We start from the raw sequence: 15,108 nt of genomic DNA, 5'->3' as shown, positions 1-15,108 counted from the left end.
TCACCCCATTCCAGAAAATATTACCCGTTGCCACGGGTGATCTGAGTATCTGCCTGACTTTATCAGTGTATTACGTCTTGCTTCATCGCGCAATACCGCCTGCCCTCTTGCTATTCTGAGCGCGCTTTACTTTCCAGTATATTTCGCCTCTACCGCCAGCAATTAAAAGGCCTTCACATATAGGTGCAGAACTTCAGCCTGAGCAGAGAATGAAGAAAGTTACTCAAAAGGGCATTCTAAGTGTTTTTTTGGGTAACCGTAACTGTATCAACGTGTGAAAATGCGACTATCATGCGGATTATAATCCACCTTTTGGTCGAGCACGGATATGGTGAAAATTGCTATGGTTAGAAAAGGCTCTGTCTATGGCGAATGGCCAATGATGGCACCCCAATCTTGCACGCCTCAAAGACGACAGGCTGCGCCCTTAGATACGCTTGAATTTGGTGGTATGTCATAGAGGCATACCCGGAAGATGTTGGATGGAGAGCCCCTGGTAAAAGAATCCATTGAAAAGGAAAAGACGTGCATGCGAATAACAGATGCTCCTGAAGAAACATCTGCTATGCTACCGAAACAGGCGGTGACCTCGCCTCGTGAAGCCCATGGTATGTATCGAATTGGTGTGGCGTATGGATATTTCATTTATCGTTTTCGCTGGTTCATTATCGCGCTCTGGGTTGCCATACTGGCGGTGAGCGCTTTCTTCGCCCTACAAACTACACAGCACCTCTCTGGTGGCGGCTTCAAGCTTGAAGGTAGTGAGTCTGTCCAGGTCTCCGATATCATGACAGACAAGTTTGACCAGCCACTTTCACAGCTCACCGTCGTCTTCCAGTCAACCTCTGTTAAGGTCTCTGAGCCTGAGTATCAGAGGCAAATCAACGATTTTGCTGACAAGGCGCGTGCCTTTAAAGACGTCAAGACTGTTACGATTGGTGAGACAGGCAAGGACGATAAAACGACCTTTGTGCGTGTCGGGTTTAGTGTTGATTCGGATACAGTGCAGCAGCACCTTGATGATTTTCGCAAGCTTATCCCTGCTGAAAGCGCCCAGAAGCCCGCGCGTATGTATCTGACCGATGGTGCCGCGATTGCGGGTGAGATTACGGAGGTCGCGCAGAAAGAGGTAGAGCGTGCTGATGCCACAGCGTTACCTGTCGCATTAGTGATTCTGGTAGGTGTCTTTGGCACATTTGTTGCTGCCTGCATGCCACTATTACTGGCCCTGCTAGCGATCCCACTGGCTTTTGCCCTTATATATCCAATTGCTCTGGCTATGCCAACCAGTTCGCAAATCTTGAGTGTAGTCTCAATTATTGGACTGGGAGTCTCCATCGACTATAGTCTCTTTATTATTCGCCGCTTCCGGGAGGAATTAGCTGAAGGCTATCATGTTCGCGAGGCTATCGCCTGGACTATCGCCACTGCTGGCGAGGCCATTCTCTTCAGTGGCCTGACAGTCATGATTGGTTTCCTTGGCCTGTTGCTGATCGATCTTGGTTTGACGACATCTATTGGCATAGGAGGCGCGGCAGTGGTCATCGCCGCCGTGATCGCGGCCCTTACCTTGTTGCCTGCTATGCTTAGTGTGATTGGTTCGCGTATTAATGCCTTACGGGTTCCCTTCCTGTGGAAAATGACTATGCCACGGGCGAGTGATGGTCACAAGGAGCAAGAAGGCTTCTGGCATCGCCTGGCGATTGGGGTTATGAAGCGGCCCTTTACTGTTATTGTGTTTGTCTGCATTATCCTGGGAGCCTTAGCCTGGCCTGCGCTTTCTCTGCGCACTGGTACGACCGACGAAGGAACGCTTCCAGCGTCTTCTCCCGCGCGCCAGGGACTGACGATTCTAAAAGATCAGTTCCCAGCTTACAAGGATCAGAATATTGATGTTGTGGCCCAGTCACACAATGGCTCTGATGTGCTCAGTAAAGAAAATCTGGAGCATCTTGCTACCCTGACGGATTGGCTCAAAGAGCAGAAGCACGTCAAGAGCGTGACCAGTGTGATGAACTTCCCCGCTGTTGCTGGTGGTCCACAATTGACGCGTGACCAGTTGATTCAGCTGTATACCTCCGGACAGTACAAACGCATGCCTCAATTGGTTAGCCTTGTTGATGCCATGGTCAAAGATGATACGGCCTATATCAATGTCACGACCGATACCAGTTTGAATAGTGATGAGTCACAAGCCTTGATTGATCACCTGCGTGCGGACGGCAGCGCATCTACCAGCAATCTAGATGTGAAGGTTGGTGGCTTGCAGGCGATCTATATGGACTTTGATCGTTACCTCTTCGGTCATTTCCCACGGGCCATTCTCTTTGTGATTGTGGCTACCTTCATTCTGCTACTTATCATGTTCCGTTCCCTGCTCCTACCGCTCAAGGCCGTGTTGATGAACTGCCTCTCGGTTTGTGCCTCTTATGGAGTGCTGGTGATAGTCTTCCAGTGGGGTTATGGAAGTAACCTGCTAAACTTTACTAGCAGTGGTTTTGTAGATGATATCATTCCCATAATGCTCTTCTGTGCTCTCTTTGGCCTCTCAATGGACTACGAGGTCTTCCTGTTGAGTCGTATCCGCGAAGAGTGGCTACACACCCACAACAACCGACAAGCCGTGGCTCTTGGCTTAGAGAAGACTGGTAGTGTAATCACTAATGCGGCCTTGCTCTTCATCGTCGTCACTGTTTCCTTTACTTTCACGACATTGACGGTTACGAAAGAGATCGGCGTTGGAATGACAGCGGCGGTGCTGGTGGATGCTACCATTGTGCGCTCCCTGCTCGTCCCCGCTACCATGCGCCTGCTTGGTCGCTGGAATTGGTGGCTCCCTGGCCTCAAGGTTCCGCCCAAGCAAGTTGATATGGAGATCGAGAGCGCGTAAAGCGGCAGCCAGAGCGATCTTAGACTAAAGAAAGCCAGGGCCTTCCCAGTGGGAGAGTCCTGGCTTTCTTTTATGTGATGGCAAAACAAGTGATGTTTTGCTTAGATGCCTACTATATAACGGCAGGCTTATTCATAGGCTAGTGGATGCGGCTGAATAAGCGGCCTGCGAGATCTACCCCTACGACTGTACCGTTCTGATCGCGGGTGAAGAACCCTCGCTGCCCCTTGAAGGCTCCACCTGTGATGATATACTCGTCTTTGTCGCCGGGCAGCAGGCCGAAATCGAATGGCGCGTGATCTGGGGGCAGTTCCTTGTCTGCCGCTGCACGGATTTCTGGTTTCAGCAATACCTCAAGCCTTAGCCCTTCTCCGATCGTGTCGATAGTGAAGGTCATCACATCGTTCTCGTATTTGCCAACAATTTCCTGGGCCCGTGCTGTGTTAAATGGGATTGGCTCTGGGTCGCGGTCGCTGAGTCCCAGGTAGTTCTCTAGTGCCCAGCGGACGACTTCCTGGTTGAAGGGAATGCCATCTGGGCCAGTGTTGGATAGCGAGACGACAGCGAAATTGCGTTCGGGAACGATGAGCAGTTCGCCGAACTGACCATTGGCCGATCCGCCATGGCCGATGGCACGAACTCCGTCCACCTCACGTAAAAACCAGCTGATACCAATGGCGTCGCCAAGGTTGCTCGCTCGCAACGTAGCTGTGGGTTCCTTCATCTGGTGCAGCATATTTGCGGGGAGCACCTGAGCCCCACTTTCTGCGTTGCCATCTCCAAGATGGAACCGGGCCCAGCGCAGTTGGTCCGCTACCGAGGAGGCGATGCCACCGCCAGGATTATCACCGCGCGAACGTCGCCACAGCCGCGCAATGGACAGTGTTCCGTCTTCGCCGCGATTGTGCCCGACTGTGAAGCGTCGAGTCATAATGTCATCACGCGCAAAGAAACTGTGTGAGAGCCCCAGCGGCTCGAATATGAGAGATTTAACAGTCTGCTCGAAGGTCTGGCCCGTGACCTTCTCTATGAGCCGTCCAATCAGATTGAACCCTGCCTGACTGTAGGAAACTCTAGTATTGGGCGGCGCAAGCTGCTCCAAATCGGCCATTTTTGTCACATAGTTCTGTAGGGCGTCGTCTCCTTCACCGGTGTCGGCGATGACTCCCCAGTCTAGCCCGGAGGTATGGTTGAGCAGGTTCTGCACTGTGATGGTGTCCCGGGCCTGTTTGTTTTTCAGTTGGAGCTCTGGAATATATCTGCTAACTGGCGCGTTCAGTTCAACTTTTCCCTCTGCGACCAGGCGCATGAGTATGGTCGCTGTAAAAGTCTTTGTGATCGAGCCCACAAGAAATAGTGTGTCCTGATCAATGGGCAGGGGATTATCGACGCTTGTTACACCGTGGCAGGCATAGATTTCCTTGTTGTCCACCCATACTCCAACGGCTACACCCGGTATATTGAATTTTTTGGATGCTGACTCAACAAAATCGGTTAACGTGATTTGCGACATTTTCATTTTCATTTCCATTTGGATATAAACGTCAGGGCATTCCGCTTAGAGCTTCTTCGGGGAATAGCTTGTCCATCTTGAGGTGATTGGGAAAGGTATTATGACTGGCACCCTAACAAACATCCCAATTCTGGAAGGTGAAGAGAGATTCAAGGCTGTGCTCTATCTCTGACCATCAAGGCAGACTCACGTTGCTCAACTGTTGCCAAGCAGCAGTACTAAAACCACGTGTAAGTACGCTTTCAACGGATATGCTCATCGATATAATAACACAAGTCAGTTGCTTTGCCCTGTGCTTCAGGATGCACAACCTGAGCTTATTCATGCGGACATCGATACAACAGCGCGCTAAGCCACTGGTGCTCTATGGCAAAATCCCAGCTATTGGTCAATTATAGGTGTTATGCGAGTTTCAGCGCTCTGGGAACTTATCGAGTTTCCACCTTGTTGTATACTCAGGAACGGAAAGACGCGTTAAGTATCTATCCCTTAGATTTTATTTTGATAAATTGTTGCAAGACGATAAGCTGGCTGGAACGAAGAGTCAGATTCAGAGAGGCAGAGGATGTATGCGGATACGGCATTTACGTTATGATGATATTCCAGAAATCGTGGGTGTGCAGCAAGAGTCCGCACGTGTGGATGGTACAGTCGTGCAGGGCGATGGCGAGCTAGAAGCGTGGTTGCGTGACGAGCAGGTAAACGCGCTCGCGAATGGATTCGTGATTACCGACGATGATGACGAGCTGAGCACATGGAGTCAGGCAGGTACTCTAGAGGGCATTACTGGTGAGATCATTGCTTACACAGTTGTCTGCCTGGAGCGTGATGAGAAGGGGTACCATTTCATCTGTCGAGGAACGGTTACTCCATCGCAGCGGCGCAGGCGCGCGGGAAGACTCTTGCTTGTTGGGGCGCTCAACCGGGCACGCGAGCAAGCCTTCGAGTTCGAATTCGAAGCCGAGCAGGAAGGTCTACCACTCTATTTTGAGGTGCTGCTTCCTTCTGGGGATATGGGCGCGACGCACCTCGCGGCTTTGTGCGAGCTTGAGATTACCTCAGAGCCCGCGCCGCAAGGTCTACAACTTTATAGCCGCACGCTCTAATTAGACTTTACGATAGTCTGTGACAACGGAATGAGTACCGTCGGGGAGTTGTTCGATAAGGTAATCGCCGAAGAGAATGGGATCAGTCTGGTACAGGCAAAGATAGATGCGTACTGCCAGTTCGCGAATTTCGGTCTCAGCATGGGCATCGGCGCGCATCTCGATGACGTGCCGCCAGGAGCGTGCATTGCCTGTGACCACGATTGGGGCTTCGGTCTCATTGGGAAGGACTGAACGTGCCGTTTGTTGCACCTTCTTACGCAAGTCGGTACGGGCCTCGGCGCTCAGGATGGTCGAGCCTTCTTTCTGCATCTCTAGCAGGCGTTTCGTTAGCGTCGCGTATTCTTCATCCGCGCGGTCGATACGGCTCTCGAATTGAGCGTGCAACTGGGGGTCGTCGCGGTATTCGGGGCGCTCTACGAAACGGAGCATGCGTCCAGAGACATACCTTTGGCTCAGCTGGGAGAACCCCATGCCAGCGCGATGTCGGATCAGCTCATGGGTCAGGCTCCGTGAGATGCCGTAGAGCAGAAGGCTAAAGTTGGCGTGCTCGAAGACAGAGCCATGGCCCGACGATTTGAGGTTGTCAAAATAGCGCCTGGCGTTCTCATTCATCGTCCGTTTGGGACCAAAGCTCATGTAGCAGGTCTGTCCGGCAACCTTACATAGTTGGGAGCTATCGGGGAGTGGAGTGGGATCTTCAAGATACTGATCGAAGTGTAGCGTTGCATCAAAACCATCAAGGAAACCCGCCAGCCCGGCGAGATTGGTTTGTGGGCGCGCCAGCATCACGACTCCAGGAACTTGTAGGTAGGGGGTACCTCCTGGAGTGTGTTGTACTGGCGCGTGGATAGTAGCATAGCCTGCTTGCTCGCTTCCATGATAGTTCTGGAAGAGTGTTTGTGGGTCAAGAGCAGCCAACGAGAACCTCCTGGTTGACTAGTGGTATTTCGTTATCCGAAAACCTGTGCGTGCCATGCCCTCGCATGAAAGTTCGCGTTAGCTATTGCAACGACGTTGGTTTTCGTATAAACCCTGTATAAATCGTCCACTAGTCTAACAGGTTCGGAGCCGTTTGGCTACTCTCATTGACTCACTGATTCGGGTGGTGCGAGAAGATTATTCAGGGTAACTCGGCGTATGCGGTACGCCTGTCGTGCTCCGCGATGGGGTAGCGTGATAGCATCAAGCACTCCATTTTTGATCCAACGGCGCACTGTTGTGTCATCTACACGCAATTGTTTTGCGACCTCTCGAACTGTAAGCAGTTCAGCATCGTCGTGTTCCACAGAGCCCTCTTTTCTGGCCAGTGATGCATATAAAAAAATACGCCTGACCGCGTTATGATAATCGTATTCACAGAACTAAAGTATTCTTTGTTCTTGAAGCAATTATCTATTTGACTATATAGACGATTACGCCGCTTTTCAGTAACAGAACCCGCAATAGTTGTGATGCACTGTAATTACAAGCTTTCTGCTTGAATGTTTCCATTATCCTCCGATCATAGACATGCTGCGATTAGCGCGCTTGAATCGTTTATCCCCAATATAATGTTTCAACTCTTTGTGCCACACTGCTTGTCGAATGACTCGCTCTAGCTCAGTATCATCGGCATCTGAGCGCAGGACGGAGCGGAGGTCTGTTTCTTCGGTGGCGAAGAGGCAAGTACGTAGTTGTCCATCGGCTGTGATACGAATGCGATCACACTGGGCACAGAATGGTTCACTTACAGGATTAATGAAACCGACCTCGCCAATGCCGTCACTAAAAGTATAGCGGCGGGCCGTTTCGGAGGGATCACCGGAGGTAATGGGGGTGAGAGGACCATGGGTGGCTTCGATAATAGCTTTGATCTCATGTCCCGTCAGGATGTCTTCTTTGCGCCAAATTTGGTCGGCGTCGAGAGGCATGAACTCTATCCAACGCATGACATAGGCTTTATCGCGTGCGAATCGAACGAAGTCTAGTACCTCGGACTCGCTAAAGCCGCGCATTGCGACCGCGTTGATCTTAATGGGATGGATACTGGGGTATTTAGCAAGTTCATCGAGGCTTTCTAACACGCGTGCTAGCTGGTCGCGGCGTGTTAGTTGGGTGAACTTTTCGCGAATGAGTGAATCGAGGCTTACATTGATGCGGGTCAGACCGGCATCTGCCAAGGCCTGGGCTTGTTGTTTAAGCAGGATGCCATTGGTCGTCAGGCTCAGGCTGTGGAGCCCATCAAGCTGGCGGAGTTGACGCACAAGTTCTGGCAGATCACGTCTTACCAGGGGCTCACCCCCTGTCAGGCGAATCTGCTCGATACCCATGCTAACGGCGACGCGACTGATACGTACCAACTCTTCATAGCTTAGGATTTCAGCCTTGGTGAGCCAGGGAAGTCCTTCAGCAGGCATACAATAGGTACAGCGAAAATTGCATTTATCAGTCACTGATATACGCATATTCTTAATACGTCGCCCATAACTATCTACTAATGGTTCCATTGAATACTCCCCTATCAAATAGGCTTTTATCGCGTGTGTTGCTATCACTATAGCATACCTGTCCACTTTTGTGTCCGGAAAAGTTACGAGAAAATTAGGACGTCTGTAATGCCTATGAAAGGGCGGCAAAAAAGGTCCGCCCCTCAGTTGAGGAGCGGACCAGTGTGTGTGTGTCACGGACAGGCTAAGTGTGTGTATTGAAAAGATCTGTGTGTCCGTTTTATGCGTCGTAGTACATCGCGAATTCGATGGGTACGGGGCGCAGGCGAACTTCGTTGCTCTCGCTGCGCTTGAGATCGATATAGGTCTCAAGCAGGTCGCTGGTGAAGACGTTGCCTTCGAGAAGGAACTCGTGATCGTTCTCCAGTGCTCTGAGAGACTCTTCGAGGGAGCCAGGAACCGAGCTAATCTCATGCAGTTCCGCAGCCGACATCTCGTAGAGGTTCTTATCGACAGGACCGTAACCAAAGGCGCTGGGATCAATATTGCGCTTGATGCCGTCCAGACCAGCCATCAGCAGGGCCGAGAAGAGTAGGTATGGATTGGCGGTTGGGTCTGGTGGGCGGAACTCGATGCGCTTGCCCTTAGGATTATCGACCAGCGGGATACGGATAGCCGCGCTACGGTTGCCCTTCGAGAAGACCAGGTTGACAGGAGCCTCGAAGCCTGGGACCAGACGCTTGTAGCTATTGGTCGTGGGAGCCGCGAGAGCCATGATGGCGGGCGCGTGCATCAAAACACCACCGACGTAGTTGCGGGCCATTTCAGAGAGCCCGGCGTAGCCATCGGCATCATAGAAGAGAGGCTTTTCATTCTTCCAGAGGCTCTGGTGTGTGTGCATACCGGAGCCATTGTCGCCGTAAATTGGCTTGGGCATGAAGGTAACGGTTTTGCCGTACTTGCGGGCAATATTCTTGATGACGTATTTGTAGAGCAGAATATTGTCGGCGGTTTTGAGCAGTGTGCCGAAGCGAATGTCGATCTCGGCCTGACCAGCGGCACCAACTTCATGGTGCTGTGCCTCGACAGGAATGCCAAGGGCCTCAAGCTGAAGAGCCATCTCGCTGCGCAGGTCTTGCTGCGTATCATTTGGAGCGACTGGGAAATAGCCGCCCTTGATGCGCATCAGATGACCAAGGCTACGGGAGCCATCGTGATTGGTAGCGCGACCACTATTCCAGAAGGCTTCATCGGAGTCGACCTGGACGCTCTGTGTGCTTTCAGTGGAGGTATAATGCACATTGTCAAAGACGTAGAATTCCGCCTCGGGGCCGAAATATGCCGTATCAGCGATACCGCTGGAGCGAACATACTCTTCCGCTTTACGAGCGATATAGCGGGGATCGCGTGTATAAGGCTTGCGAGAGCCCGGATGAGCAATGTCACAGATTACGCTAAGGGTGGGAACAGCGGTGAAGGGATCCATGAAAGCGGTCTTGGCATCGGGGATAACCAGCATATCGCTTTCATTAATTGCCTGGAAGCCTCTAACGCTGGAACCATCGAAGAACAAGCCCTCTTCAAAGATAGATTCTTCTAGTGCGGTGAAAGGAATGCTGAAGTGCTGCCAGGTGCCAGGTAGATCCGTAAATTTCAGATCGACCATTTTTGCACCATTCTCTTTAGCGAATCGTAAGACTTCCTCTGGGGTCATCAATCGTTTCTCCTCTCGCGTTCTTTCCCCGCATCATTGCTGGTATTGAGTGGCTCGCCTTGCACACTACGGATATATTGGATATTCTGCATAGTTATGATAGCGTTTACCTGGCTCCCAGCCAGATGTCAACTTCTGTACATATCATAGGCTCTGTGCTAAAGAGATACTACAGTTACTTTATCCGAAAGTTCTGGTTACTGTTTTAGGCATATTGCACAAATTTTGGACAGAATAATCGGTGAAAAAGCCTGTTACTACCTCTTCTATTCAATGCTTCTCCTGTTGCTTCCTAGCTTATGGCAAAATAGGCAGGGCGTATCGTATAGGTTTTGTTTTTCTCGGTTGCTTCTCAGGCCCTTGATGCGTTTAACAGAGTGAACCATTGGCATTGTTGGATTGTAGGCCCTTTTGTATGTAGCTGATCTTACAGTCGTGAGGGCGATAGCATGTGAGATGGTTGGGCAATTTCCCTGGCTCTACTTGCGGCGGTTGAGCTAAGAGTTGTACGATATGGATACTATGAGCGTAGGAGATCCATTTGATGGATGCGAATAATCAGAATATTAATGATAGCCTGACGGAGCCTGTCGACGTACGTAACAGACGAAAATCTGCTCCGGTAGCACCACCACGTGGCGAGCGGCGTGGTATTGGTCCCGGCTGTTTTATTGGTACGATTGTGCTGGTATTGTTGCTGGGTATGGTGGCGGGTGTCATTGGCTCGGTATTGTATGCGGACAGCATGGCGGCGAAGGCACCTATAACAACGACTAAAGCCGATCCGAATCAGGCCCTTGTGGTGCAGCTAAGTGATGACCTTCTCACGCAGGTCGCGACGAAGCAGTTAAAGAGTGCCACTACGCCAGGTACGATCACGAATTTAAAGGTATCAACGCCACAGGATGGGCAGCTTGTGATGACTGGTGATGATCAGCTCTCATTTCTGGGTATTCCTATTACCCGTAGCTTTCGTGTAACAATGCAGCCCTATATCGATGCTTGTAAAGCCAAGGTGCGTGTCCTGAGTGTCGATACAGGTGGCGTTCCGGTGACCGGGTTGGTGGATAGCCTGGAAGAAACCGTGAATTCTCAACTTAATGTGGATCTCTCCAGCTTACTCAATGGTTTCTCATATTGCGCAACTGGAGTATCCACAAATAGCAAGGGTATGACTGTGAGCTATTCAGTCACAACGAAGTAGTGAAGCCTGCGAAGTAGCTGCTGATTGAATGGTTTTTCCCTGAGCGAGAGTTGCTCAACGTTCATGTGCGTTACGGTTTAAGAAAGAGATGTGGATCGGTTTGCAGCCAGTAAGCCAGTCCACAACTCTTTTTGTTTTGTGAACATCTCAAGAAGCAAGAGCGCCTTGAAGAGCCTGATAAAGCAGTAAGGCCATAAAAGTGTGATCGATTGCGAAAACACAACCGCTATTTGAATATATTATTATCGATATAGTAGCTATTTTGCGATGGCTTCGTGGTAGTCATAGTGCTGAAAGATAACTAGATCTTCAATGGTATCAATGTCTAGTTCAGTTCCCAGGCTATGATAGAGTGTATGGCTGAGGTTGTGCGCACGAGCCTGCGCTATATAATGCTGGAGGCTATTAACGCCAAAGACATAGGGTATGATAAGTGGCGGACGAGCCAGCATAGCGTTGGTACCGGTTCCATCGCGCGATGGAGCCAGGACCACTGGGTAAGATTCTGACTGCTCGACCATTGCCTGTATATCTCTAGCTCGAAGCAGGGGAAGGTCAGCGGAAAGCGTGAGAAGCATATCTGTATTGTAATTGACCAGGTGTTGGGCGGCGTTGGTCAAGGCTTGATTATGGCCTGGTCGCCCCTCCGTGAGGCCATGAGCCCCCCAACGCCGCGCGTAGGTGAGTACCTCTTCGTCCGCGCTGACGACAGCGATGCTTGCAAGCACCTGGCTGGCATGGAGAGCATCAATGACACGATGCAGCATGTCAAGGACTAATGATGAGCGCTGCTCAAGTGTCAGATGTCGAGAGAGACGTGTCTTGACGCCTGAAAGGTGTTTGACTGGAATTAATGCTCGATGCCCCATGCGCGCCTGACTTTCTAAGATCTCATACGAATACTAACGCTACTACCGTGCCCCCCGGATGGGGGTGTGGCTAACATTAATATGCTCAAGTTTCGGACAATGAGTAAGTGTATTACATGTAATCGTTTTTCTTATTACTTAATAGGTAAGACCTGCCGCTCGAATAACTGTACGTGCCAGCGCGGTTTTGTGCTCCATGTCGCGCATGATAGTATCGGTGACGACGCATGGAATTCCCAGGTCTTCGACCTGTTCGGCGAGATGGGCATCTTGCTGGTCTATCACCATGACATCGAGGAAGTCTCGATAGTGGCGTGTAATGCCAACCGCGCTTGCTTCCATATGCAGGGCGCGCATCAATTTGTCGGCAGGGCCTTTGATAGGCGCCCCTCCTACGAGTGGGCTTACGGCGACGACCATACCACTTGTTTCATGTAAGGCGTCGTGGATGCCGGGAACTGAGAGGATGGTGCCAATGCTGACAATCGGGTTGCTGGGCGCGACAAGTACGGCATCTGCTTGTTTGATAGCATCAATCACACCTGGCGCTGGCTTGGCCTCATGTGCGCCAATGAATTCGACACCAAGTACCTCATCGCTACAGTGATTCTTCGCGAAATATTCTTCAAAGTGGATCAGGCCCGTTGGTGTCTGGATATGGGTCGCAACCGGGTTATCACTCATAGGGATGATATGCGGCTTGATACCCATGCGTTGGCGTAGTCCTTCAGTGATTGTGCTTAGAGACTGACCCTGGTGTAGCAGCATTGTGCGGTGGATGTGCGTTGCTAGATCCTGGTCGCCCAATTTGAACCAGTCTTCGTGCCCAAGGTCGATCAGGCGTTGCATGGTATGGCCAGTATCGTTGCGAATGCCCCAGCCCTGTTGTTCGTCGACGATACCCGCCAGGGTGTACATAACAATGTCGACATCGGGCGAGACATGTAACCCGTAGAATTCGCGGTCGTCGCCCGTGTTGGCGATAATGGTGATCTCTTCAGGGGGAACAACCTGTACGACGCCCTGTAAGAAGCGAGCGGCCCCAACGCCGCCTGCGAGTACAACTATCATGCCTACCTCTCTCCACCTTTACTCAAAATGTACAATCAGTTTATCTAAGGGAAGTCGTTCACGGCGTTTGGGATCAGCTGCCGCGTAACCAACAGTGATAAGTGCCTGGGGAATGAATGTTTCAGCCAGTCCCAGCGCTTCGCGTGCGATAGAGGGACAGAAGAGTGGTGCGCACATCCACCCTGTATCCAGCCCCAGGTCATAAGCCGCAAGCAGCATATTCTGGATGGCTGCGCCTATACTCTGGATTGCCATTGTCGTTTCATTGGTCTGGCGCTGCTCATCGGGGTAGCGATCCAGGTCCTCTAAGTAGAGGCAGGGAAGGATCAGCGCCGGTGCCGAAAGGATGCGCTGGCGTGATTTGTCCAGGCGCAATTGTACGATCTCGGCGGCTTGCCCGTCCATTTCCAGGTTGCGCTTCCAGTCCTCACCCATAGCATCGGCGAGTCGCAATTTTGCTCCAGGTTGTGTCAAGACCGCGAAGCGCCAGGGCTGACGACCATGAGGTGAGGGAGCCCAGCGTGCCGCCTCAAGCATATGAAGAATGGCCTCGCGTGGTACTTCGCGGTCCTGATATTGACGAACGCTTCGGCGACCTCGTAGCAGTTCCGCGAGGTCATGGGCTCGTTTGAAACCATTTATAGATTGTTCATGCGAGGATTGTAAGGTCACTGTTCTTTCCTCTAAGATCTTATACGAGAACCAATGTCGCTGCCGTGGCCCCGCATGGGGTCGCGGCTAGCACCGACGTGTTCAGGCTTTCGAATAAGGAAAAGGTTTTACGCGGAAAAACACATAGCTGATGTGGTTCGTGCTCGCATTCGACATTCCTTATCAGGAGCGAATACGTCAGGCTGGTATAGTGTCAGGATTAGCGGAACATATCTGTGGCGCCATCACGAATGAGTTCGCTTCCACTGCCCTGCCCTGATTTATAGGTATAGCCGCGCAACAGGGCGACAGGCACGCGATCCACTTTACCCATGACTAATTCCGCAGCGGAGGCCAGTTCGTCGGCAACTCCAATTACACTTGCATGGAGTTCATAGCCATAGGGATCGTTCTGACCGCGATAGTCGGATAGGGGTTCCATACCCGCAACGCCAATAGCCATATTGACCTGCCCATTGCGCCAGGGGCGTCCCCAGGTGTCTGAAACGATGATGGCGAAGTCTGTGTTGTCATCATCGTTGATAAGACTTTGGATGCGCTGGCGGATCTGGCGTGCTGAGCGGTCGGAGTCTTCGGGTAGGAGTGCGAGCACGCGCTCACCGCCGATATTGGATTCGTCAACGCCCGCATTCGCGCAAATAAAGCCGTGTTGTGTCTCGCAAATCATAACGCCATGATCCATGCGTACGATGCGTTTGCTTTCGCGCAGAACGACCTCAACATGCTGAGGGTCCTTCTGATAGCGCTCGGCGTATTGGAGCGCGAAGGGCGAGGGCTCAATTTCATCGAGTCGGACCAGGCGCCCTTCGGCTTTGGAGATGATCTTTTGCGTGATAACGAGAACATCACCCTGGCGTGGTGTGATCTGCTGTTGCTTCAACGCATTATAGATAAGAAGACCCAGGTCATCCCCTGGGCGAATATCGCCAATACCTGTAACAGGTAAAATTTTTATCTCTGTATGCATGATTCTCCCTCGTATGGCATTATAGCGGCGGCGTGTGATGCTGTAAAGCGCATGGCTGCCCGCGAACTGGTTGTCCAGTGTTAGTATGCCACACATATATAGAAGAGTGAAAATGCTTTGGTTTATTCCCTGATTGGCTCAGAAAAGTCGAAAGCGTTATGTATGAAATTGCTATGGTTTGGATTGCTGTACTATATAGGAGAGGAGTAGGTGATCAGGCTGCTTACTTATCGTTATATCTATGCAGTGCTTTATTCGTTGATTAAAGGGGGAACATGAGTGTATGTTAAAAACACTCAGTAGATTATTTTTGTCAGGTATTTTCATAGTAGGTGGTTTCAGCACATTGAAAGAACCTGAGGGGCGCGCAAAGATGGTCGCGAAGGCTGGTATACCGCAGCCGCTCCAGGCGACTATTCTCAATGGAGCGGTCATGGTTGCAGGTGGCTTCGCGCTGGCTACTGATGTCGCGCCGAAGCTTGCCGCGATGGCTCTGCTAGGTGCGCTGGTGCCGACAACTATTGTGGGACATGCTTTTTGGAAGGAGGAGACACCCGCCGGAAAGGTGCAGCAGCAGATCCAATTTCTAAAGAACGCCGCGATCATAGGAGGGTTGCTGATGGTGTTGGCGGAGGCTCCAATCCAGAAGAGCGAGGATAAATAGATTTGTAGG

13 protein-coding genes are annotated in these 15,108 nt (G+C 51.3%); 4 read left to right on the top strand and 9 right to left on the bottom strand.

What is annotated here, in order from left to right:
* The first annotated feature begins 529 nt into the window (after positions 1-529).
* On the top strand, positions 530-2,890 hold the full coding sequence (locus tag K3T82_RS03425) for an MMPL family transporter (RefSeq protein WP_220192093.1): 2,361 nt from the start codon (positions 530-532) through the stop codon (positions 2,888-2,890).
* A 139-nt stretch (positions 2,891-3,029) separates the two neighbouring features.
* Here the strand turns inward: K3T82_RS03425 and K3T82_RS03420 are convergent, their stop codons facing one another.
* Positions 3,030-4,409, bottom strand: coding sequence for a serine hydrolase domain-containing protein (locus K3T82_RS03420; RefSeq protein WP_236030983.1), 1,380 nt, complete (start codon positions 4,407-4,409; stop codon positions 3,030-3,032).
* A gap of 563 nt (positions 4,410-4,972) precedes the next feature.
* On the opposite strand from K3T82_RS03420, the gene K3T82_RS03415 reads away from it, so the two are divergent.
* Positions 4,973-5,509, top strand: a complete 537-nt coding sequence (locus K3T82_RS03415; RefSeq protein ID WP_220192092.1) for a hypothetical protein — start codon at positions 4,973-4,975, stop codon at positions 5,507-5,509.
* Here the strand turns inward: K3T82_RS03415 and thyX are convergent, their stop codons facing one another.
* The 4 genes from thyX to glnA form a co-directional block, all read right to left on the bottom strand.
* Positions 5,510-6,430, bottom strand: coding sequence for an FAD-dependent thymidylate synthase (gene thyX / locus K3T82_RS03410; protein WP_220192091.1), 921 nt, complete (start codon positions 6,428-6,430; stop codon positions 5,510-5,512).
* 164 nt (positions 6,431-6,594) lie between these two features.
* Entirely contained in the window at positions 6,595-6,798 is a 204-nt protein-coding gene (locus tag K3T82_RS03405; RefSeq protein WP_220192090.1) for a helix-turn-helix domain-containing protein, read from the bottom strand.
* 204 nt (positions 6,799-7,002) lie between these two features.
* Positions 7,003-7,998, bottom strand: coding sequence for a GTP 3',8-cyclase MoaA (gene moaA / locus K3T82_RS03400; RefSeq protein ID WP_220192089.1), 996 nt, complete (start codon positions 7,996-7,998; stop codon positions 7,003-7,005).
* 220 nt (positions 7,999-8,218) lie between these two features.
* A complete protein-coding gene (gene glnA, locus K3T82_RS03395; RefSeq protein ID WP_220192088.1) occupies positions 8,219-9,652 on the bottom strand; it encodes a type I glutamate--ammonia ligase in 1,434 nt (477 codons plus the stop codon).
* Between the two features lie 544 nt (positions 9,653-10,196).
* On the opposite strand from glnA, the gene K3T82_RS03390 reads away from it, so the two are divergent.
* A complete protein-coding gene (locus K3T82_RS03390; RefSeq protein WP_220192087.1) occupies positions 10,197-10,856 on the top strand; it encodes a hypothetical protein in 660 nt (219 codons plus the stop codon).
* A gap of 257 nt (positions 10,857-11,113) precedes the next feature.
* Here the strand turns inward: K3T82_RS03390 and cofC are convergent, their stop codons facing one another.
* The 4 genes from cofC to cofE form a co-directional block, all read right to left on the bottom strand.
* Entirely contained in the window at positions 11,114-11,725 is a 612-nt protein-coding gene (cofC, locus tag K3T82_RS03385) for a 2-phospho-L-lactate guanylyltransferase (RefSeq protein WP_220192086.1), read from the bottom strand.
* Positions 11,726-11,863: 138 nt separating this feature from the next.
* Positions 11,864-12,796 (bottom strand): 2-phospho-L-lactate transferase, encoded by a 933-nt coding sequence (cofD, locus tag K3T82_RS03380; protein ID WP_220192085.1) that lies wholly within the window; start codon positions 12,794-12,796, stop codon positions 11,864-11,866.
* 18 nt (positions 12,797-12,814) lie between these two features.
* Positions 12,815-13,468, bottom strand: a complete 654-nt coding sequence (locus K3T82_RS03375) for a nitroreductase family protein (protein WP_220192084.1) — start codon at positions 13,466-13,468, stop codon at positions 12,815-12,817.
* Positions 13,469-13,667: 199 nt separating this feature from the next.
* Positions 13,668-14,435 (bottom strand): coenzyme F420-0:L-glutamate ligase, encoded by a 768-nt coding sequence (gene cofE, locus K3T82_RS03370; protein ID WP_220192083.1) that lies wholly within the window; start codon positions 14,433-14,435, stop codon positions 13,668-13,670.
* 283 nt (positions 14,436-14,718) lie between these two features.
* Between cofE and K3T82_RS03365 the strand changes: the two genes are divergently transcribed.
* Positions 14,719-15,099, top strand: a complete 381-nt coding sequence (locus K3T82_RS03365) for a DoxX family protein (RefSeq protein ID WP_220192082.1) — start codon at positions 14,719-14,721, stop codon at positions 15,097-15,099.
* Positions 15,100-15,108: the final 9 nt, after the last annotated feature.

This window comes from Ktedonospora formicarum (assembly GCF_016587355.1).
GTDB lineage: Bacteria > Chloroflexota > Ktedonobacteria > Ktedonobacterales > Ktedonobacteraceae > Ktedonobacter > Ktedonobacter formicarum.
This window is presented reverse-complemented; position numbering and strand designations above follow the sequence as displayed.

What these genes read in the sequence shown, in the direction of transcription:
- glnA (WP_220192088.1), bottom strand. Translation starts at nt 9,652, where the DNA reads ATGACCCCAGAGGAAGTCTTACGATTCGCTAAAGAGAATGGTGCAAAA.
- cofC (WP_220192086.1), bottom strand. Translation starts at nt 11,725, where the DNA reads ATGGGGCATCGAGCATTAATTCCAGTCAAACACCTTTCAGGCGTCAAG.
- moaA (WP_220192089.1), bottom strand. Translation starts at nt 7,998, where the DNA reads ATGGAACCATTAGTAGATAGTTATGGGCGACGTATTAAGAATATGCGT.
- K3T82_RS03425 (WP_220192093.1), top strand. Translation starts at nt 530, where the DNA reads ATGCGAATAACAGATGCTCCTGAAGAAACATCTGCTATGCTACCGAAA.
- K3T82_RS03415 (WP_220192092.1), top strand. Translation starts at nt 4,973, where the DNA reads ATGCGGATACGGCATTTACGTTATGATGATATTCCAGAAATCGTGGGT.
- K3T82_RS03420 (WP_236030983.1), bottom strand. Translation starts at nt 4,409, where the DNA reads ATGAAAATGTCGCAAATCACGTTAACCGATTTTGTTGAGTCAGCATCC.
- cofD (WP_220192085.1), bottom strand. Translation starts at nt 12,796, where the DNA reads ATGATAGTTGTACTCGCAGGCGGCGTTGGGGCCGCTCGCTTCTTACAG.
- K3T82_RS03390 (WP_220192087.1), top strand. Translation starts at nt 10,197, where the DNA reads ATGGATGCGAATAATCAGAATATTAATGATAGCCTGACGGAGCCTGTC.
- cofE (WP_220192083.1), bottom strand. Translation starts at nt 14,435, where the DNA reads ATGCATACAGAGATAAAAATTTTACCTGTTACAGGTATTGGCGATATT.
- K3T82_RS03365 (WP_220192082.1), top strand. Translation starts at nt 14,719, where the DNA reads ATGTTAAAAACACTCAGTAGATTATTTTTGTCAGGTATTTTCATAGTA.